Genomic DNA, 20165 nt, shown 5'->3' on the forward strand with positions numbered 1-20165 from the left:
CATAAACGCGCCAGACCTCTAGCCCTTAACGAGGCGATAAGGCGAAAGGGCGATCGCAACCCGCATTTGCGGCGGCGTGAACGCGAAGGAGTAAAAGGGCCATGTCGGATTACATCATTATCGCTTTACTGACGCTGGCGGTGTATTACCCCCTCACGCTGGGGGGGCTGGCGGTGATGATGTTCTTCGCCTGGCGGCGGCGCCGGTCGCCCTATTGGCGGTTGGGATTGGCGCTGTTGGCGCTGCTGTTCGTGCTGTTCGCCAAGGTGGCGTATGACTGGCACCGCTACAGCTAGCGGCGCCATGACGGGTTATTCGACGTTGATCATCCAGTTGACGCCGAATTTGTCGGTCAGCATACCAAAGCCTTTGGCCCAGAAGGTGGCTTGGTAAGGCATCGTCACCTGGCCGCCCTGCGCCAGATTGTCGAACAGTTTGCGTCCTTGCTCCGCATCGCTGGGGTTCAGCGACAGCGAGAAGCCTTTGTGAGAAGCGCCGCCGCTGTCATCTTGTGGGCAGCCATCGGAGGCCATCAGTACACCGTCGCCGATCAGCAGACGCGCATGCATGATCGCTTCAGGATTGGCGTCCTGCGGCCCGCCTTGGCGGGCTTCTTCGGGCATGTCTTTGAAGCGCATGACCATTTCAATTTTGGCATTCAACTGCTGTACATAGAAGTTAATCGCTTGCTCACAGTTACCGCTGAAAAACAAATAGGGTTGTACCAGCATGACATTGACCTCGGTTGTGGCCCGACAGGCAACGACCGGCCCTCGGGCAGGAAGAAATGGTTGCTGGCGGCAATAATTGCCGTCGGTGACTTATTAGTGTAGTTCCCCTGACGCAGAATGCTCGTGCGAGGTGAGCGCCTTCGCCGCCGGCAGGGCGGGCGAAGGCGCGAAGGCGGTTAATACAGCGAAGGTTCGCCGGGTGGGCGGGTTTTAAAGCGGCGGTGCAACCACATGTATTGATCGGGTGCCAGCAGCACCTGTTCTTCCACCACGCGGTTCATCATGGCCGCCGCGCGCGTTTCATCGTCCAGCGGGAAGTCGGTCAGCGGTGGCTGTACGATCAGCTCATAACCCTGCGCATGCGGCAGGCGGCGCGGCACGAATGGCACGATCGACGGCCGCCCCATGCGCGCCAGGATATAGGTGCCGGTCGTCGTGGCGGCGTTTTCCACGGCGAAGAACGGTACAAACACGCTGCTTTGCGGGCCATAATCGTGGTCCGGCGCATACCACAGGATTTCACCCTGTTTCAGGTTGCGGATCATGCCTTTGATATCTTTACGATCGATCATGAATTTATTCGAGCGCAGCCGGCCGCGGGTCTGCACCCATTCCATCAGTTTGTTATTGTGCGGGCGATGCACGCCGATGCCGGGGTTTTGCATGCCGAAGATGCGCGCACCCAGCTCCAGAGTGAGGAAATGCAGGCCGATCAGCAGCACGCCTTTCCCGTCCTGACGCGCCAACTGCATGTTTTCCATGCCGCTCACCTTAAACCAACGGGCGATGCGCCAGTCAGGCCAGAACCAGGCCATGCCGACTTCGAACAGGCCCATGCCGACGGACTCAAAATTTTTGACAATCAGCGCCTCGCGCTCGGCGGCGAGCATCTCAGGGAAGCAGAGTTCTACATTGCGGCGTGCTATTTTTACCCGGCGTTTCATCAGGCGCATGGCTATTCTGCCAAGGCCGTGTCCGAGTCGATAAATGAGCGGGTAGGGCAGTAACACCAAGAGATAGAGTATTCCCAGCCCTATCCACAGCAACCAATAACGAGGGCGCAAGAATTTGCGCTCAAAGCGTTGGTTAGAAAGCATTTTTTCTATGATTCCTTTTCTTTCCCAATGGGACCTTAACCCAAATTTTTATAAGGCGAATAGTAGAACATTTCGTGCTAAATAGGATTTTCCATTAATGCTTTTTTTTCACTTTATTTAAGCGCAGGCGAAAAATGGAGTGAGATAGGATTTTTACCGAGGGACGGGAAGATATTTTCCGCTATTTCAACCGGCTGGTGCAATTGAAAAATAAAGACACAATTAAGCGCATCGCAAAAGTGACAACTGCTATGTAACCTTAATGAAACAGTAACGCGACGGAACCGTCCCAAACGGCGGCCAGTGCGTACAGTAGCGCGAGAATCAGGACAAAGGGGGCATTGAACATGGATGTTTCCTCCATGAGGATTTGTTTAAAGTTTAGCCTCTCGAGATGACGGTAGGATGAAGTTAGATCGTTTTTTGTACGGTGAAATTCAGACGGACGGAAATGGGTAAACCGCTGATTTTTTACTATAGTCATAGTGTGAAGTTGTGCGTTTGTCGGCGTACGCCTCTGCATTGAGCGGCAGCGGGCAGGTTGCCCAGAGCAAGATCGCGGAGCGGACGGCGCCTGGCGCGAAACATGTGACGAGATTCTCAGAGGATTGGTCTGTAAGGATTTGACATGTCATATGAAAATGACGAACTAAACGGTGTTGAGCAACCGAGCGACTACGTGAAAGCCACCGCCTGCGAAGTGCGCAGCGGTGTAAAAGCGGCGCTCGAGCAATCATGTGCCTGCCTTAAGGATAACCCTTGGGCGGGGATAGGCGCCGGCGCCGTCGTGGGCCTGGTAATAGGATTTCTGTTAGGCAAAAGGTAATAGGGAGAGTAAAGATGGGCATCATTTCCTGGATCATTTTTGGTTTAATCGCCGGTATCCTGGCCAAGTGGATTATGCCGGGCAAAGACGGCGGCGGCTTTATTGTGACCGTTATATTGGGGATCGTGGGCGCCGTCGTCGGCGGCTATATCAGCACCTTCTTCGGTATGGGCCGCGTTGACGGTTTTAACCTGGGCAGCTTTGTGGTGGCGGTAATCGGTGCCCTGGTGGTGCTTTTTGTCTACAGGAAGATCAAAGGCTAAGCAGCCGTTGCTCAACAGGGTCGCCGCGGCGGCCCTTTTTCGTGAAATCAATCCGGCGGTGCGGCGCGGGCCGTACCGGCTGAAAGGGGAATATCATGGGTCTGTTCGATAGCGTATTGGGTAACATTCTGGGTGGCGGCGCCAACGGTAAAGGCATCGACTACATCGCCATTATGCAGTGGGTTGAGCAACAAGGCGGCCTACAGGCCATTTTGGACAAATTCCGTCAGGGGCAGTTCGGCGATATCGTCGGTTCCTGGCTCGGCAATGGCGAAAATCAGCAGATTACCGGCGATCATGTGCAGCAGGCGTTGGGTAGCGATGCGATCAACCAACTGGCTGAAAAGCTGGGCATCGATCCTGCACAAGCCTCCAGCACCATTGCACAGTTCTTGCCAACGGTCGCGGATGCCGCCTCGCCAAATGGTGAAGTGCAGCAAGACAGCAACGAACTGGGCGACATGGTCGGCAAACTGTTCAAATAATGATTAGGCTCCCGGCATCTGGCCGGGAGCATTCACTCCGCTAATTCCCTCGATCGCCGTCAACGCTTGCTGCAGATGCGCCACCCAGGCGCGCACTTTCTCCGGAATAAATCGTAAGGCGGGATAGACCGCGTGCAGCGCCATGGGCGGGTAGCGGTATTCCGGCAAAACGGGCACCAGCGCCCCCGTCGCCAGCTGCTCGGCGATTAAAGGCCGTTGGGCGCCGCCGATACCCACTCCAGCCTCGATGGCGGCCAGCAGCGATAGCGTATTGTTGGCGCGGAACGTGGGCCGCAGAGCAACCATCTCGGGGCCGTGCGGCCCGAACAGAGTGAGCGTATCGCCGTCGTTCAAACCGCTATAACGAATGTGCGCATGTTTCGCCAACTCCGCCGGCGAACGGGGCGTGCCATGCTTGTCCAGATAGGCCGGCGATGCCACCAGCAGGCGTTGCAGCTCGCCCAAACGTTTCGCCACCATGCCGGGCGCATGGAGTTCACCGAAGCGCAGCGCCACGTCGATGCCTTCGCCGATCACGTCGGCGCGACGATCGTCCAGCAGCAGCTCGATGGCGAGGTTCGGATGACGTTGCTGGAAAGCGATGGCCAGCGGTGTGACGTGCAACTGCCCGAACCCGGTCGGGGCGTGGATGCGCAGATTACCCTGCAACTGGTGGTGCTGGCCGTGCAGTGAGTCTTCCGCTTCGTCGACCGCCGCCAGAATCGGTTTGAGGCGCTGATAATAACCGCTGCCGGCATCGGTCAGCGTGACCGCCCGGGTGCTGCGAAACAGCAGCTGGGCCCCCAGTCGCTGCTCCAGGCCGGCGATTTGCTGACTGACCGCCGGCTGCGTCAAACGCAGATCGCGAGCGGCGGCCGACAGGCTGCCCAGTTCCGCCACCCGCATAAAGGTTTTCATTGCGTTCAGCTTATCCATGTCGATCTTGCCTATAGATTTTTCTTATAAGTGTTAGTGGAAATCCTCTTCTACCGCAAGTATCACTAATCAATGACACTCAGGGTATCGATAACCTGAGGAGTGGCAAGATGAATACAAAGCGACAGGCATTGGTGATCGGCGCCAATGGCGTGATTGGACGCCGATTGATTGAGGAGCTGATTGATCAAGGTTGGCAAGTGGTGGGCGTCTCGCGCCGGGGGGGCGAACCGGCGTCTGGAGTGCGTCACCTGCGGGTTGACCTGCTGGATGCGGCGGCGACGCGGGACGCGCTGCGGCCGCTGAGCGCGATTAGCCACGTTTTCTATGCCGCCTATCAGGATGCGCCGGACTGGGCGGGGCTGGTGGCGCCCAATCTGCAGATGTTGCAACACGTCGTCGAGGGGCTGGAGCCGGTCGCGCCGGCGTTGGAGCATATCAGCCTAATGCAAGGTTACAAAGTGTACGGCGCGCATTTGGGGCCGTTTAAAACGCCGGCGCGCGAAAGCGACGCCGGGCATATGCCGCCGGAGTTTAACGTGGCGCAGCAGCAGTATCTGGCGCAGCGGCAGGCCGGCAAGCGCTGGCGTTGGAGCGCCATTCGTCCGAGCGTGGTGGGGGGCTTCTCTCTTGGCAATCCGATGAACCTGGCGTTGAGCATCGCGGTTTATGCCTCAATCAGTAAAGCGCTCGGGCTGCCGCTGCGCTTTCCCGGTAAGCCAGGCGCTTACCACAGTCTGCTGGAAATGACCGACGCCGGGCTGTTGGCGCGCGCCACGCTTTGGGCGGCGACCGAGCCGGCGGCGGCCAATCAGGCGTTTAATATCAACAACGGCGATCTGTTTCGCTGGAGCGAGATGTGGCCGAAAATCGCCGCTTACTTCGGGCTGGAATGCGCGCCGCCGCTGCCGATGCCGCTGGAGAGCATGATGGCGGACAAAGCGCCGCTGTGGCGAGAGCTGGTGCAACGGCACCAACTGGCCGAACCGGACTATCGCGCGGTGGCCGGCTGGCGTTTCGCCGACTTTGTCTTTTCCTGGGACTATGACATGTTCGCGGATGGCAGCAAGGCGCGGCGTTTCGGTTTCCATCAGTTTGTCGAAACCGAAGCCATGTTTTTCTCGCTGTTCGATGAGTTCCGCCGCCGCCGCATCATTCCCTGAGCGTGGCATCGGTTTCCCCGCAGCACAGGCTGCGGGGAATGGCCTCAGAACGTCAGCATGATCTTGCCGATGTGCTCGCTGGACTCCATCAGCGTATGCGCGGCGGCGGCCTGCTCAAGCGGGAAGGTTTTAAAAATTTGCGGTTTCAGCACGCCGCGCTCCAGCAGCGGCCAAACCTTCTCGCGCAGCTCGGCGGCAATCAGTGCTTTGTCCGCCACGCTGCGCGAGCGCAGCGTCGACCCGGTATGGGTCAGGCGTTTCAACAGCAGCGGCATCAGATTGAGCTCTTTTACCACGCCGTTTTGCGTGCCGATTTGCACGATGCGGCCTTCCATCGCCGCAGCCTGATAGTTTTTGGCGACATAATCGCCGGCGATCAGGTCGACGATGACGTCGGCGCCTTTGCCGTTGGTGGCGTCTTTGGTGCGTGCGACAAAGTCTTCGCTGCGGTAATTAATCGCCACGTCGGCGCCCAGCGCCAGGCTGGCCTGACGTTTCTCTTCGGATCCGACGGTGGTGATCACCTGGGCGCAGAAGGCTTTTGCCAGCATGGTGGCGACCGTGCCGATACCGGAGGTGCCACCATGGATCAACACGGTTTCGCCGGCTTTGAGATGACCGCGCTGGAACACGTTGACCCAGACGGTAAAGAAGGTTTCCGGCAGTGCGGCGGCCTCGGTCAGGCTCAGACCCGCCGGTACCGGTAGCGCATTGCTTTCATGCACGGTGCAGTATTCCGCATAGCCCCCCCCGGCGATAAGGGCGCAAACCCGATCGCCGAGCGCGAAGTGGGTCACGCCTTCACCGATGGCCACCACTTCGCCGGCAATTTCCAGGCCGGGGATATCCGAGGCGCCGGGCGGTGGCGCATAGTTCCCCTGGCGCTGCAGCACGTCGGGGCGGTTAACGCCAGCGGCGGCGATTTTCACCAGCAGTTCGCCCGCCTGTGGCTCGGGTACCGGGCGTTCGGTGACAACCAGAACCTCGGGGGCGCCCGGTTGGCTAATCTCAATCGCTTTCATCGTGCCGGGCTGCGCTGCATTTGTTGACATGGTCACTCTCCTCATCGTGGCGGACGTGGTTATCAGGCTGAACGCCCGCAATAAAGTCTGCTGTTAGCTTAGCGAAATCGAAGGAGGTGCGCGTGGTCGAATAGAGCGGTTTTGCGAGGAGGAGAGGACGCCGCCGCGATGGGCGGCTGGATATCAATCGTTAGGGGGGATGCGGAAGCCTTTCAACGAGACGATAAAATGTTCTTTCCCTTTGGAGATCTTGGCGCCTTTATCGCACCACAGGCTGGCAAGCTGGAAGAAGTCATCGCTGCCGATATCGTAGGCCAGTTCGATTTTCTTGGCTGTGCCGGCGCGGATGAGCTTTTCTGCTTCCTGATGGTTTGCAGCTTTAATTATGGTCATGGGCGAAATCCTTGGTGTTAAGCCAGAGCGGATAATCGCGAATCATCATATGGCCATAGTGTGACAATTTTGTGATGAAAACATGACGGTCCACGAAGGTGCGGCGTGCGGCGTGCCGCGCCTTCGCGGTGAAAATGCGTTATCGATTACCGATCGTGCGGGCGAACGAATGTGCTTTTTTTCTGAGATTTGAAATGCTTATAGAGCGAATAGCCCGCAATGCTGGCTAAGACAGCCAAGAGGGCAAGGGATCCTGTGGCCATGAACATCACCTCCGAATAAGAATGGCAAGGAGGCGTATTTGTGACATTCATCACTTTACGGGGCAATGAGAGCAATCTGTAATCGGGAAACTGGCATGAGGGAGGAGCAAAAAAAAAGCGCCTATAGGGAGGCGCATAAAGATTTGCAACACAGCTTGTTGTGTTCAACACCAGGAGGAGTGGTGAACTGGCGCTATTCTATGCAGCGGCGAGGGCGGCTGATATAGGTATTACTCCGAAAGCGGCGCTACCACTCATAGCCCAACTGGATGTTGTAATCGGGATCCTGGTTGGTGGAGTAAGGATCGGATTGGCGGCGGCGATCGGTTTTCTTCACCGGGCCTTCATACGCGGGATAAGGTTTGGTGCGCGGTTTGCTGCAGCCCGGATGATCGCATTCGATATCGACGCGAAAGCCGTTCTTGTCGCGTGCCTCTGCCCAAGTAATCGGCGGTTTCGCCGCCTTAGGGGCTGGCCCTGACGGTGCTGTCGGCTTGGGAGCGGGAGTCACACTGGGTTCTGGAGCTTGATAATTCAGCTCCAGTGCACTCTGCGGAGCGCTGTAAGCGGCAAAGGCCAGCAGGGCGGCGGCACTGGCAGTTGGTAAGGTAAGCCATCTCGGCATGATGAATCTCCCTGAATGATTTCTGTAGGCAACTATAAAACAGCAGAACGAGAATTACTATCATTTACCTTGGCTGTTACGGGGGGCCAGGCGGTGATTCTATCGACCGACAGGGTCAAATCCTGTGCGTTTAGCCGAGATTCACGCCCCATCACGGCGAAAAAGGTTGCTATTGCCGCTCGCTCATGAGTTAATGATGTCGGCCTGTGGTACAGACCTATTTATGCACGACATTTTGAGTAAAGTAGTTCAAATTTAAAGCGTTATCCCGGATAGCCCTTCTCTGACGAATTTCCTTTCCAGTGCCTCCATAAGTAACTGATGACCGGCTATCTCGCCCATGGCGGCTAACATTATTATTGAAGGAAATTAGACATGTCCAACATGATCAAAGGTCAAGTGAAGTGGTTCAACGAAGCTAAAGGTTTTGGTTTCATCACCCCAGCAGACGGCAGCAAAGACGTATTCGTACACTTCTCTGCTATCCAGGATCAAGGCTTCAAGACCCTGGCTGAAGGCCAGAACGTACAGTTCTCTATCGAGAACGGTGCGAAAGGTCCATCTGCGGCTAACGTTACCGCTATCTAATTGGCGTCTACCGCTGATTGAAAAGAACCCGCTGCGGCGGGTTTTTTTATGCCTGCAATTTGGCAGCGCGTAAAAAAAGCCCGCAAGTCTGCGGGCAAAAGTTCCTTGTTACTTCATTTGCGAGCGCTTCTCTGGGGGGGAAACGCCTGAAGACAGGCTACGCGAGACCGGCTTAAGATTCTGCGGCCAAACCGTTAAGAAAGTGAAAATCCAGGCGGCTGCTACGCTGATAGCAGAGGCCGGCAGGGCTGGAGTGGTGTCCATCGCCCTCGCTTTTGTAATACACTGACGGCAATCGCAAATAATGGGGAAGGGTATGCAGGTTAACGATCGAGTGACGGTAAAAACAGACGGAGGCCCGCGGCGTGAAGGCGTGATTTTGGCCGTAGAGGTGTTCAACGAAGGCACCATGTATCTGGTTTCTCTTGACGACTACCCGGCGGGCGTATGGTTTTTTAATGAAATCGACAGCCGTGACGGCACGTTTGTGGAGCCCTGCCGCGAGCACGGGCAGTAACTTAGGTTAATCTCATTAATTTGCTAATGAAATTGTCCATTTTGAGATTATTTCATTGCGGTAAGATTTTTTTTATCGGCGGCAAAAAAATACCCGTTGCGCTAGCGGGGGATAACGCAGCAGGTATTTTTTTGTGGTTCCAGCGGCTGCTATCCAGATGACATTATCACCGGGTATTTAACGGCTGGTAAAACAGAGCGGGGGCGTTCTCTGTGGTTCAGCGGCTATTGACGAATATTCCACTGGTCAATGTATCGGTCAAACGAACAACGTGATAAATGATCTGCTTGTTGTGCGTTTTTATTTTCCGCTTGATGTTTCCCTTGTGGGAAGAGACCGTTTTGGCCTTTATTTGCATCTGGTCTGATATCTGGATGGTACCTTGACCGGACATCCACATGCGTAGCATGTTCGATTCAGTCTGGCTCAGCGTTACCGGCGTTTGATCCAGAGAGGATTTCTCCGTACGGAGGGACGTTCTCTCGAGATAGTGACTAAGTAGCTGATTCATAGTCTCTGGTTTGATGGATTTTGACGATATGATGACGTTCTTGCGAACATATAAATAATCGTCGAAATGTACGTTGGTAATGGCCATGAAGATGAAGAATAACGTATCCGGGTGCAGTGAAATCACCCGTTTTATTCGCTCGGTGGCGTTTGCTTCGTGGATGAAGCAGTCCTCGTTAATAAACACCAGGCTCGGATTTAACTTGCTGCATTTTTCATGCAGGCTGTCAATGTCCTCGATGGCATTAATATGGCGCCTCTTCACGCCATGCGAAGTCAGATAGTCGGTTAACCCCAATCTGGTATAGCTACATGAATCCATGATAATCGTTGGCATATCGCACCCCCACTTAAATCCGTTTTACTGCGGTAATATGAGAAAAAGCCTAAAAAGCCGAAAGGCAAAATGGAACAATAATTCAGTGTAGCGAGTGTTCTATCAATAAACACGACGGCACTCAATGATATTTTCATACTAAACTTATTAATTGCATGAATCTATAAGTTTGGCTTAAGTCAGGGCGATCTGCTGCTCGTCCAGCTTAGGCATGTTGAGCCTGATTTGCGCTTGGCGCCCGTGCCTGTCTGCATTGCTTGCCGCTAATCTGTTCATCATGTCACGAAACAAAATTTTAGTTTGCTAGGAAAAGTCTTAAAAAAAATTCATGTGTCGTTTTTTTGATGTCTTTCAGCGCGTTTTTTGAGTGGTCAAAAAGCGCTCCCCTGGTGTTTTTGACTTTTTACATATAAAAATCATTATCTTATAGATGTTTTTGCTCTCCATGCTAATGATAAGCACTTCTTTTTTTATCATAACAACAAACAAAAGTTAACATTATGACCGGAATGTGTAGCTTAATTGTTGCTATAAATCACCGTTTTACAATGAGTTATATAGATATTTATTTCGCATGAAATAGTTTTCGTGAATGTTTAACGGTGATTGAGTGATTTCTCTAAACTATCATCCTGCAGTCCGATCCACGGGGAGGAATGGCAGGTCGGAGTTGTCTCTGGCCCGCGTTGGTTTTAACTTTCCTCTCAACCTTTCAAAAACAGGATGTCGCGGTGAGACAGAATCAGTATGGGCAGCCGATAGGTGAGGCCCTTCCTCATTGGCAGCCGGCAGGCATACCCGGGCACACGCCGCTGCAAGGGCGGTTTTGCCGCCTCGAACCGCTTAACCTCGCGCGCTGGGGGGATGCGCTTTATCAGGCTTACCAAACCGCTGAGGACGATCGTGACTGGACCTATCTGTTTTGGGAACGGCCGCAGTCGCACGCAGATTTCCAGCGTTATCTTCAGGCGCAGGTGTCCAGCGCAGACAGAAACACGATGGTGGTGATCGATCAGACGAACGGGCACGCCGTGGGAACCTGCGCTTTTTTACGCATCGATCCTGGCAACGGCGTGGCCGAACTGGGCACCATCAACTGGTCGCCGCTGATGAAGCGCAGTGCGCTGGGCAGCGAGGCGATTTTCTTGATGCTGCGGCATCTTTTCGACGATCTTGGCTACCGGCGCTGCGAATGGAAATGCGATAGCCTCAATCTGCCTTCACGCCAGGCCGCCGAGCGCTTGGGTTTCCGCTATGAAGGCACGTTCCGCCAGGCCGTCGTTGTTAAAGGACGCTCGCGCGACACCGACTGGCTGTCGATCGTTGATGGAGAATGGCCGGCACGATACGCGGCGTTTGCCGCCTGGCTGTCGCCGGATAACATCAGCGAAGACGGGCGGCAAGAACGTCGTTTGCAGGCCTTCCAACGCGGGTAATCGCCGCGCGTGTTAGGCCGTTTCCGCCAGGCAATGGCGCAGCGAGTCCAACGTCAAGCGGATGTCCTGTTCCTCTGTCATCCAGTTGACCAGCGCGGCGCGGATCCCCGGCTGGCCGTTGTAACGCGTAGGGGTGCAACGCACCACGCCATGCCGGCTAAGGCGTTCGAGAAAGCGATCGCGCGCCGCTTCGCTCTCACCCTGTGGATGACTGAGGGCGAAGCACACCACGTTCAAATTCACCGGCGCCAGCAGATGGAAACCGTCATCGGCCGCTAACGCCGCCCCCAGCGCCTGCGCCAGTTCGACGTTGCGCTCGACGATATCTCGTATACCGCTGCGGCCATAGGCTTTCAGCGTCAGCCAAAGCGGCAAGGCGCGGAAGCGGCGCGAATTTTCTGGCGTCAGATGCAGATAGTTGTCTGGCCGCAGCGTCGGTGCTTCCAGGTAAGCCGAATGGTTCTGAAATACCTGCATTTGCAGATCCAAATGGCGGGTAAATTGGATCGCGCTGTCATAAGGCACATTCAGCCATTTATGCGCATCGACGGTGATGGAATCGGCATGCTGCCAGCCCTCGAGCTTTGAGGCGTATAGCGGTGAGCAGGCCGCCACGCCGCCGAATGCCGCATCGACATGCAGCCAAAATGGATAACGCTCCCGCAGCGCCAGCAGCTGCGGCAGATCGTCGAAAGCGACAGTGTTGACCGTACCGGCGCTGGCCAGTACCAACGTTGGCTGGCCAGCGCCGGCGGCGAGCTGCCGCGCCAGCGCTTCCATATCCATGGCTTCGGACTCCGGCAGGCTGGCGACGATCGTCAACGCCTCGCGGCCGATGCCGAGCATGCTGAGCGCCTTCACGCTGCTGGAATGCGGATTGGCCGCCAATACCCGGATGGGGCCCAGCGCCGCCAGGCCTTGTTGGGCGATATCCACGCCTTGCTGTTGTCCCAACCACTGCCGGCCAATGGCCAACCCGGTGAAATTGGCCATGGTCGCGCCGCTGACCAGGCTGCCGCTGAACGTTTCCGGCAGGCCCAGCAGGGATTTCAACTGCGTCACGGCCGCCAGCTCGATCGTGGCTGCAATGGTATCATGGCTGAGCAGGCTATTTTGGTCTGTCACGCTAACCAGCCAGTCCGCTGCGACCGCCGCCGGGGTGCCGCCGCCGGTGACGAAGCCGAAATAACGCGGGCCGGCGCTGGCGGAAATGCCGGCCTGATAACGTTGCCAAAAGCGCTCCAGCGCTGCCAGGGCGCCTTCGCCGTTTTCCTCCAACCGATCGTCGCCCGGTTGCAGCTGCTGATGCTCGAGCGGTGGGCAGACCGAGCGTTGCTGCAGCCCGGCCAGGAAATCCTCCGCCAACTGGCGGGTGTGGTCGAGGATCTGCGGAAACTGCGCGAGGTCCTGTTGTAAACGTGGGTGCATGGTGGCTCCGAAAGCGTCAGGGATGATGGGGTAAACATAGAACATTTGCCTGCCGCTCAAAATCGATGAAAAATAACCTTTTTGGATAGCCTGGTTAACCAATGATGAATGAACGCATTCCCTTGCATGTCTTGCCGACCTTTGCGATCGCCGCCAGGTTGGAAAATTTGCGCGCTGCGGCGCAACAGGTGCATTTGACGCACGGCGCGGTCAGCCAGCAAATTCAGTTGCTGGAGCAGGCGGTCGGCTATCCGCTGTTTGAACGGCGCGGGCGCGGTGTACGCCTGAATGCCGCCGGGCGAGAGTTGTTGGCGGCGGTAGAGCCGGCGCTGCAGGCACTGCTGCAGGGCGTCGCCCGCGCCCGGCGTGCGGCGACAAGCCAGACGCTGCGTATCAGCGTGTTGCCGTCTTATGCCCATTATTGGCTGTTGCCGCGTCTGCCTGCTTTTCATGAGGCCTGCGCCGATATTGCGCTGGATATTGATGCGTCGCTGGCGCTGCAGGATCTGTCGCAGCGAGGGTTCGATGCGGCGATCCGTATCGGCAGCGGTCAATGGACGGGGCTGCAGGCGCAGCGCATCGCGTCGGGTGACGTGCTGCCGGTCGCTTCGCCGGATATGGCGCGAGAATGGAGGGCGGCGTTCGAGAGCGGTGGCGATATTCCGTTGCTCGAGCACGACGTCAGTCCTTGGCGCGACTGGTTCAACGCGCAGGGGCGGCCGTTATGCGGGCGACAACAGGCGTTATTCAACGATGCCGGATTGTTGATTCGCGCGGCGGAGCAAGGGTTTGGCATCGCGTTGGCGAAAAAGCTGCTGGTGCAGGATGCGCTTGACGCGGGGAGACTGGTGGCGTTGGCCGCGCCCCGTCGTCTGAGCGATGACGACGTTTACCTGGTGTGGCCGCAGACCGCCGGGTTGACGCCGGCGGTTACCCGCTTGCTGCAGTGGCTTCAGCGACAGTTGGCGGCGATTTAGCGGCGTAGCCATTCCGGTTGCGAGGTGCCGAGCGTAGTCGCCGGCAGCGCCCATTGCAGCGCCGTACCCTGCAGGCTTAACGGGGCGCGCAGGCGTTGCGCGGCCCCCCAGTAAGTCAGTTCTGTTTCCGGGTTCTCGTCGGCGGGGCCGGCCGGTGCCAGCGGTTCCGGTCGATAATCTGCCGAACAGGGGTGCGCCAGCAGCAGTTGCGCCGTGCGCGCCAGCGACAGCCGCGCGTGGTAGCCGGTGCCGCGGCTCAGGCGCTGTGTCATACCGGTCAGCACTGCTGCCGCCATCAAATAGCCGGTGGCGTGATCCAGAGCCTGTACCGGCAGCGGCACCGGCAAACTGGCGCTGCGCCAAACCATACCCGCCTCCGCCAACCCGCAGCTCATCTGTACCAGGCTGTCGAAACCGCGCCGGGTCCGCCACGGCCCGCTCCAGCCGTAGGCATTCAGGCAGACGTCGATCAGGCCCGGCGCCAGCGCGCGTCTTTCCTCCGCGCCATAGCCCAATTTCTCCAACGCACCGGCGCGGTAGCCGTGCACGAGCACGTCGGTGTTTTTCAGCAGATGTTCAAACGTATGGCGATCGCGCGCATTGGTCAGATTGAGGCGTGCGCTGCGCTTGCCCAGCATCACCTCGTGCTCGACGCCGGGTTCATCCCAGCCGTAGGGATCGATGCGCAGCACGTCGGCGCCCAAACCGGCAAGAAAACGGGTGGCGATCGGCCCGGCGAGAATGCGCGTCAGATCCAGCACCCGCACGCCGTGCAGCGGCCGGGCGACGGAAAGCGCCCAGCCCGGCGGTGGCGCTTCCGGCTGCAGCGAGGCGTGGATAAGCGGTTCGAGCGCTACGCTTTTGCCTTGAATATGTTGTCGCCACGCGGCCGCCGAGCGCATTTGGGCCGCGCAGCCGCCGGCCTCGATCACGGCTTCCTCCAGCTCGCTTTTTTTCCAGTCCAGCACACGTTCCGCCAGCGTGCCTTTATCCGATGCCGAACCCAGCACCTGTTCCACCGCTCGCCGATGGTGCGGCGCATTGGTATGCAGACGTATCCAGCCATCCGCCGTCGCGTAGTCGCCGGCCAGTGCGTCCCAGGCCGCAGGCAGCGTCCATCCCAGCGGCCGCAGCGTCCAGCCAAACCAGAGCGAGGCCAGGCGTTGATCTATCCAGACCTGCGGCGCGTCGGCGGCCTCGCAGCGAAGCAACTCGGCGCAGGCCAAACCGGCGGCGCTCCAGGCGGCGGTCGCCAATTCTGTGACGGGAAAAGCCGAAGGCAATGCGCCGACGCTGCTAACGGTTAACCGGTCGGTAGGGGCGGGGCGCTGCCCCAGGCTTTGCCAAATCTCGTCGAGCAGAGTGTGGATCAGAGGCGTCATCGGCCACTCCTTACGGGTTGTCGGAAATATAGCCTAGCGTAGCCCACCGCCGGCGACCTTGCTAAGGCGTAACGACGAATGTGCGGCCGTCGGCCAGTTTGGCGCGCAGGCTGTGGGCCGCGATGACAGTGAAAGGCTGCGCGTAAAGTTGGCGGCCAGCGTCGAACCGTCGCTAAAGGTCGTCTGCTGCACCCAGCCGTCCCGATCGAGCCAGCGGAAGTCCAACAACGCTTTGTCCCACAGAGCCTGATGCAGCGGCCGGAAGGCGGCGTCGGTGCCCAATGTTGGCACCTTCTATTTGTGACATCGAAATATGATCGCGGTATTCCAGTTTATTTTTCGTTTAATAATTTAGCCTTTACTTCATTACCCGACGTCACTATACTCAGCCAAAATTTCGGTGGAGAAACCCAATTGGACAGTTGTAGTTGTAATAAAACAAATAAGGCAAGCTGACCAATTCTCTTCTGATTTGTTGCTTGCCGTAATCGGCGGGCAGCACCCCTCTCAAGTTATTCCTGAGCTGTGCATACCCGAATAAAAAGCGTTTCCTGATGCCTGAGGGTTTCAGGTGAATCGAGTTGGACGTTATTATGGTATTTTGCAGCCACAGCCTTTTCCCTCCAGGCACGACACGCTGATTCGCTGATTTATTTTCAGCGCGCTTTCGCGTGTGCTAAACAGCACATGATTTTATCTCCTGCGGTTAATTAAGGGGACAGTCATGGCTATGACTCCTTTCGTTTTAAATTTATTGCTGGCGATGTGCCTGGGTGCGGTCATTGGCGCCGAGCGCCAGTGGCGCCAACGCATGGCCGGCCTGCGCACCAATGCGCTGGTGGCGACCGGTGCGGCGGTCTTTATTCTCAGCTCCATGTCCACCGATCCGGCCAGCGCCGGCCGGGTGGCTGCGCAGATCGTATCCGGTATCGGTTTCCTCGGCGCCGGCGTTATCATGCGTGAAGGGCTGAACATTCGCGGCCTTAACACCGCCGCTACGCTGTGGTGTTCGGCGGGGATCGGCGTCCTGTGCGGCCTGGGCCAGCATTGGGATGCGGTGGTTGCTACGCTGGTGATCCTGTGCGCCAATATCCTGCTGCGCGAAGCCGCGCAGCGTATCAATCTGCAGCCGCACCAGCAGGCAACCGATCTGGAACTGTGCTATCGCATTCAGGTGACCTGCGGCGAGCAGGACGAAATTCTGGTGCGCACCCTGATTCTGCAGGCGCTGAACGGCGTGGCCTTGCGGCTGCAATCCTTGCGCAGCGCCGATATCTCCAGCCCGGGGCAATTGGAAGTGTGCGCGGAAATTACCGCCACGCCGGCCGCGCAAAAAGAAATTGAGGGTATTGTCTGCCGCGTCAGCCTGGAGAAAAGCGTGAGTGCCGTTCGCTGGCGAGTCGCGTCCGAATTACCGGTCTGATTAATTATATAAATATTTATTAACTTGATTATATGCTCAGGTTATTCGGGCTCGCCTGAATAACGCGGAGCATTAAGGAGGCGTTATGGACGATGACCCCGGAAGGAAAATGATTCCAGCGTGGCTGACAGGATAATTCCGCTATTTAGTCACGCTAATAAAAAATTCCAAGCTGCGCAGAGTCACCTGTTTATCGGGCGGGGCTTCGCTGTGCGCAGAACGAAAATAAGAGAATAGCGTTATGACTCAGATTAATGAAAGAACGCGTCGCCGTGATAAAGACGCGGTGACCTATGCCATTGCGCAAGAGGCGACCAACAGCATCGCTCAAACGCTGGCGAACCTGAAGTGCAACCGCAACGGCTTGACCCAGGACGACGCCGATGAGCGGCTGGAACAGTTCGGCGCCAATCAGGTCGCCCATGACAAGGCGCCGCATGCCCTGATCCAGCTGATCAAGGCCTTCAACAACCCGTTTATCTTCGTGCTGATGGTGCTGGCTGCGATCAGTTTCTTTACCGATTATTGGCTGCCGCGCCAGAGCGGTGAAGAAACTGAACTCACCGGCGTCATTATCATCCTGACCATGGTCACGCTGAGCGGGCTGCTGCGTTTCTGGCAGGAATACCGCACCAACAAAGCGGCGGAAGCGTTGAAGTCGATGGTGCGCACTACCGCTACGGTGCTGCGCCGCAGCAGCTACAGCGCGCATCCGCTGACGCTGGAAGTGCCGATCCGCGAACTGGTGCCGGGGGATATCATCCAGCTCTCCGCCGGTGACATGGTGCCGGCCGACGTGCGTCTTATCGTCTCGCGCGATCTGTTCATCAGCCAGGCGATTTTGACCGGCGAAGCGATCCCTATCGAGAAATACGATGCCATGGGCAACGTGGCGCAGAAGTCGAGCGAAGGGGAAGTGTCCAGCGAGAACGCGCTGCTTGAGCTCTCCAACATCTGCCTGATGGGCACCAACGTCGCCAGCGGCACCGCTACGGCGGTGGTGGTGGCGACCGGCGGGCGCACCTACTTCGGCTCGTTGGCCAAGTCAATCGTTGGTTCGCGGGCGCAAACCGCGTTCGATCGCGGGGTGAACAGCGTCAGCTGGCTGTTGATTCGCTTCATGCTGGTGATGGTGCCGGTGGTGTTGCTGATCAACGGTTTCACCAAAGGTGACTGGAGCGAGGCGGCGCTGTTCGCGCTGGCGGTGGCGGTCGGCCTGACGCCGGAAATGCTGCCGATGATCGTCAGCTCCAATCTGGCGAAAGGGGCGATCGCCATGTCGCGTCGCAAGGTGGTGGTGAAGCGTCTGAACGCCATTCAGAACTTCGGTGCTATGGACGTGCTCTGCACCGACAAGACCGGCACCCTGACCCAGGACCGTATCATTCTCGAGCACCACATCGACGTCACGGGCGCCAGGGATAACGAGGTGTTGCACCTGGCCTGGCTGAACAGCTTCCATCAGAGCGGCATGAAGAACCTGATGGACCAGGCGGTGATCCGTTTCGGTCGCGGCAAACCGGGGATCGAAGCCCTGGGCCGTTTCAGCAAGGTGGATGAGCTGCCGTTCGACTTCGTGCGCCGCCGTCTGTCGATCGTGGTGGCGGACGAAAATGGCAAGCAGCAGCTGATCTGTAAGGGCGCGGTAGAGGAGATGCTGGAGATCGCCACTCACGTGCGTGAAGGCGACAAGACGCTGGAACTGGACGACGCGCGCCGTGCGGCGCTGCAGGCGCTGGCCCGCGAGTATAACGAAGACGGCTTCCGCGTGCTGGTGCTGGCGACGCGCGAGCTGGATGCGCAACGCCCGGCCGATCCGCTGAGCGTGGCCGACGAGCGCGACATGGTGGTGCAAGGGCTGCTGACCTTCCTCGATCCGCCGAAGGAGAGCGCGCAGCAGGCGATCGCCGCGTTGCAGGAAAACGGCGTGACGGTGAAGGTGCTGACCGGCGACAACCCGGTGATCACCTGCAAGATTTGCCGTGACGTTGGGCTGGAGCCGGGTGAACCGCTCTCTGGGCTGCAGATTGAACAGATGGATGACGAAGAGCTGGCGCGCGAAGTGGAACAGCGCACGGTCTTCACCAAGCTGACGCCGCTGCAAAAATCGCGGGTGCTGAAAATGCTGCAGAGCAACGGCCATACCGTCGGTTTCCTCGGCGACGGCATCAACGATGCGCCGGCGCTGCGCGACGCTGACGTCGGCATCTCGGTCGACACCGGCACCGACATCGCCAAGGAATCGGCGGACATCATCCTGTTGGAAAAGAACCTGATGGTGCTGGAAGAGGGGGTGATCAAAGGGCGCGAGACCTTCGGCAATATCATCAAGTACCTGAACATGACCGCCAGCTCCAACTTCGGCAACGTGTTCTCGGTGCTGGTGGCCAGCGCCTTCATCCCGTTCCTGCCGATGCTGGCGATCCACCTGCTGATTCAAAACCTGATGTACGACATTTCCCAGCTGTCGCTGCCGTGGGACAAGATGGACAAAGAGTTCCTGCGCAAGCCGCGCAAGTGGGACTCCAAAAACATCGGGCGCTTTATGCTGTGGATTGGGCCGACCTCGTCGATCTTCGATATTACGACGTATGCGCTGATGTGGTACGTGTTCGCCGCCAACAGCGTGGAACACCAGGCGCTGTTCCAGTCCGGCTGGTTCATTGAGGGGCTGCTGTCGCAAACGTTGGTGGTGCATATGCTGCGCACCCAGAAGATCCCGTTCATTCAGAGCACCGCGGCGCTGCCGGTGTTGCTGACCACCGGGTTGGTGATGGCGCTCGGCATCTACATTCCGTTCTCGCCGCTCGGCGCCCTGGTTGGCCTGCAGCCGCTGCCGTGGGAATACTTCCCGTGGTTGGCCGCTACGCTGGTCAGCTACTGCGTGGTCGCGCAGTTGATGAAGCGTTTCTACATCCGCCGCTTCGGCGAGTGGCTGTAAGCCGCCTCGGCGTTCACTTCGGGGGCGAAATTCTTCGCCCCTGCACTACTACAGCAGTTTGTTGACCAGCAGGCCGAGCATGATGGTCAGCGTGAAGGAAAACAGCGTGCCGAGCAGCACATACTCGGTGCGCATCTTATCGTCGCTCTGGCGCAGATCGCCGAAACGGAAGATAGATTTGGCCGCCAGCAAAAAACCGATCGCCGGAATTTGCCCCAGCAGCACGAAGGTCAGGATCAGCGTTCTCTCCAGATAGCCAATCTGTTTGCCCGCGCGCAGCAGCGAATCGTTGTCGGCCTTGGCCGAAGGCGGCATTTGCGGCGTCCAGTGCGCCAGTAGTTGCCCGATCAGCAGGCTCATCGGCAGATAAATCAGGCTGTAGGCCACCAGCACCAGGCCAATTTGCCAACGCCCCAACTGCTGCCCCAGCGCGGCGAGCAGTTCACCGGCATTCGGCGTCAGCCCCAGCCACAGCAAGGTGATCACCGCCAGATGCAACCCCTGATCGAGCAGGAAACTGCGGGCCGGGCTCAGGCGGGTCATGACGGTGACTTTCAGCAAATCGATCAGGTAGTGGCTGACGGCGATGACCAGCAGGCTGACCAGCACCTGAAGTGAAGAAAGCCCGCCGTGCAGCAGGCCGAACCCGGCCACCACCCAGGCGGCCAGCACCCCGTGCAGCAACGCGTGCAATACCAGAAAACGCGAACGCGCGCGATGTTGGATTTTGTCTTCCACCCAACTCAGCGGCTGCAGCGGAAAATCCGCCAGCAGATGGACGAGCAACAGCCAGGCCAGCAAAGGCGCATAGGTCAGATCCAT

Annotated in this window: 22 protein-coding genes; 11 read left to right on the forward strand and 11 right to left on the reverse strand. The window is 57.9% G+C overall.

The window, feature by feature from the left end:
* Positions 1-101 precede the first annotated feature (101 nt).
* Entirely contained in the window at positions 102-296 is a 195-nt protein-coding gene (locus tag ACJ8J5_RS02555) for a hypothetical protein (RefSeq protein WP_043140533.1), read from the forward strand.
* Between the two features lie 15 nt (positions 297-311).
* Here ACJ8J5_RS02555 and yjdN read toward each other — a convergent pair whose 3' ends face one another.
* Positions 312-731 carry a VOC family metalloprotein YjdN gene (gene yjdN, locus ACJ8J5_RS02560; RefSeq protein ID WP_025303359.1) on the reverse strand — a complete coding sequence of 140 codons (420 nt, stop codon included), beginning with the start codon at positions 729-731 and terminating at the stop codon, positions 312-314.
* A 176-nt stretch (positions 732-907) separates the two neighbouring features.
* Positions 908-1828, reverse strand: a complete 921-nt coding sequence (locus ACJ8J5_RS02565; protein WP_060447860.1) for a Kdo(2)-lipid IV(A) acyltransferase — start codon at positions 1826-1828, stop codon at positions 908-910.
* A gap of 628 nt (positions 1829-2456) precedes the next feature.
* Between ACJ8J5_RS02565 and ACJ8J5_RS02570 the strand changes: the two genes are divergently transcribed.
* The 3 genes from ACJ8J5_RS02570 to ACJ8J5_RS02580 all read left to right on the forward strand — a co-directional run bounded on the left by ACJ8J5_RS02570 (position 2457) and on the right by ACJ8J5_RS02580 (position 3402).
* Positions 2457-2654, forward strand: a complete 198-nt coding sequence (locus tag ACJ8J5_RS02570; protein ID WP_025303357.1) for a glycine zipper domain-containing protein — start codon at positions 2457-2459, stop codon at positions 2652-2654.
* A gap of 14 nt (positions 2655-2668) precedes the next feature.
* Positions 2669-2917, forward strand: a complete 249-nt coding sequence (locus ACJ8J5_RS02575; protein WP_004935146.1) for a GlsB/YeaQ/YmgE family stress response membrane protein — start codon at positions 2669-2671, stop codon at positions 2915-2917.
* Between the two features lie 95 nt (positions 2918-3012).
* Positions 3013-3402 (forward strand): YidB family protein, encoded by a 390-nt coding sequence (locus ACJ8J5_RS02580; RefSeq protein WP_025303356.1) that lies wholly within the window; start codon positions 3013-3015, stop codon positions 3400-3402.
* Positions 3403-3405: 3 nt separating this feature from the next.
* Here ACJ8J5_RS02580 and ACJ8J5_RS02585 read toward each other — a convergent pair whose 3' ends face one another.
* Entirely contained in the window at positions 3406-4338 is a 933-nt protein-coding gene (locus ACJ8J5_RS02585) for a LysR family transcriptional regulator (protein WP_173889924.1), read from the reverse strand.
* A gap of 110 nt (positions 4339-4448) precedes the next feature.
* Between ACJ8J5_RS02585 and ACJ8J5_RS02590 the strand changes: the two genes are divergently transcribed.
* Positions 4449-5501, forward strand: a complete 1053-nt coding sequence (locus ACJ8J5_RS02590; protein WP_414104396.1) for an SDR family oxidoreductase — start codon at positions 4449-4451, stop codon at positions 5499-5501.
* Positions 5502-5545: 44 nt separating this feature from the next.
* Here the strand turns inward: ACJ8J5_RS02590 and ACJ8J5_RS02595 are convergent, their stop codons facing one another.
* The 3 genes from ACJ8J5_RS02595 to ACJ8J5_RS02605 form a co-directional block, all read right to left on the reverse strand.
* Complete coding sequence (locus ACJ8J5_RS02595; protein WP_043140545.1) at positions 5546-6553, reverse strand: NAD(P)H-quinone oxidoreductase; 1008 nt, start codon at positions 6551-6553, stop codon at positions 5546-5548.
* A gap of 153 nt (positions 6554-6706) precedes the next feature.
* Positions 6707-6916: a hypothetical protein gene (locus ACJ8J5_RS02600; protein ID WP_004935132.1), complete on the reverse strand. Its 210-nt coding sequence runs from the start codon at positions 6914-6916 to the stop codon at positions 6707-6709.
* Positions 6917-7426: 510 nt separating this feature from the next.
* On the reverse strand, positions 7427-7804 hold the full coding sequence (locus ACJ8J5_RS02605; RefSeq protein WP_025303352.1) for a hypothetical protein: 378 nt from the start codon (positions 7802-7804) through the stop codon (positions 7427-7429).
* Positions 7805-8179: 375 nt separating this feature from the next.
* Here ACJ8J5_RS02605 and cspE point away from each other — a divergent pair, with 375 nt between their 5' ends.
* Positions 8180-8392, forward strand: coding sequence for a transcription antiterminator/RNA stability regulator CspE (gene cspE, locus ACJ8J5_RS02610; RefSeq protein ID WP_004935122.1), 213 nt, complete (start codon positions 8180-8182; stop codon positions 8390-8392).
* Positions 8393-8708: 316 nt separating this feature from the next.
* Positions 8709-8909 carry a protein DsrB gene (gene dsrB / locus ACJ8J5_RS02615; RefSeq protein WP_004935117.1) on the forward strand — a complete coding sequence of 67 codons (201 nt, stop codon included), beginning with the start codon at positions 8709-8711 and terminating at the stop codon, positions 8907-8909.
* Positions 8910-9126: 217 nt separating this feature from the next.
* Here dsrB and rcsA read toward each other — a convergent pair whose 3' ends face one another.
* Positions 9127-9756: a transcriptional regulator RcsA gene (gene rcsA, locus ACJ8J5_RS02620; RefSeq protein ID WP_025303351.1), complete on the reverse strand. Its 630-nt coding sequence runs from the start codon at positions 9754-9756 to the stop codon at positions 9127-9129.
* A 794-nt stretch (positions 9757-10550) separates the two neighbouring features.
* On the opposite strand from rcsA, the gene ACJ8J5_RS02625 reads away from it, so the two are divergent.
* Entirely contained in the window at positions 10551-11192 is a 642-nt protein-coding gene (locus ACJ8J5_RS02625) for a GNAT family N-acetyltransferase (protein ID WP_080352506.1), read from the forward strand.
* Positions 11193-11204: 12 nt separating this feature from the next.
* Here ACJ8J5_RS02625 and ACJ8J5_RS02630 read toward each other — a convergent pair whose 3' ends face one another.
* A complete protein-coding gene (locus ACJ8J5_RS02630) occupies positions 11205-12620 on the reverse strand; it encodes a pyridoxal phosphate-dependent decarboxylase family protein (protein ID WP_049296076.1) in 1416 nt (471 codons plus the stop codon).
* 101 nt (positions 12621-12721) lie between these two features.
* Here ACJ8J5_RS02630 and ACJ8J5_RS02635 point away from each other — a divergent pair, with 101 nt between their 5' ends.
* Positions 12722-13597 carry a LysR substrate-binding domain-containing protein gene (locus ACJ8J5_RS02635; protein WP_197835032.1) on the forward strand — a complete coding sequence of 292 codons (876 nt, stop codon included), beginning with the start codon at positions 12722-12724 and terminating at the stop codon, positions 13595-13597.
* Here ACJ8J5_RS02635 and ACJ8J5_RS02640 read toward each other — a convergent pair.
* Both ACJ8J5_RS02640 and ACJ8J5_RS02645 read right to left on the reverse strand, forming a co-directional pair.
* The gene (locus ACJ8J5_RS02640) at positions 13594-14979 is read right to left on the reverse strand and encodes a CoA transferase (protein WP_414104397.1); all 1386 of its coding nucleotides are present in this window, start codon (positions 14977-14979) and stop codon (positions 13594-13596) included. The genes ACJ8J5_RS02635 and ACJ8J5_RS02640 overlap by 4 nt on opposite strands.
* Positions 14980-15012: 33 nt before the next feature.
* Positions 15013-15270 (reverse strand): glycoside hydrolase, encoded by a 258-nt coding sequence (locus ACJ8J5_RS02645; protein ID WP_333538247.1) that lies wholly within the window; start codon positions 15268-15270, stop codon positions 15013-15015.
* Between the two features lie 433 nt (positions 15271-15703).
* Here ACJ8J5_RS02645 and ACJ8J5_RS02650 point away from each other — a divergent pair, with 433 nt between their 5' ends.
* Positions 15704-16402, forward strand: coding sequence for an MgtC family protein (locus ACJ8J5_RS02650; protein WP_025303346.1), 699 nt, complete (start codon positions 15704-15706; stop codon positions 16400-16402).
* A 241-nt stretch (positions 16403-16643) separates the two neighbouring features.
* Positions 16644-19343: a magnesium-translocating P-type ATPase gene (mgtA, locus tag ACJ8J5_RS02655; protein ID WP_197835030.1), complete on the forward strand. Its 2700-nt coding sequence runs from the start codon at positions 16644-16646 to the stop codon at positions 19341-19343.
* 48 nt (positions 19344-19391) lie between these two features.
* Here the strand turns inward: mgtA and ACJ8J5_RS02660 are convergent, their stop codons facing one another.
* A complete protein-coding gene (locus ACJ8J5_RS02660) occupies positions 19392-20165 on the reverse strand; it encodes a DUF3307 domain-containing protein (RefSeq protein ID WP_025303344.1) in 774 nt (257 codons plus the stop codon).

Source organism: Serratia sp. CY43202 (assembly GCF_052168755.1).
Classification (GTDB): Bacteria; Pseudomonadota; Gammaproteobacteria; order Enterobacterales; family Enterobacteriaceae; genus Serratia; species Serratia bockelmannii.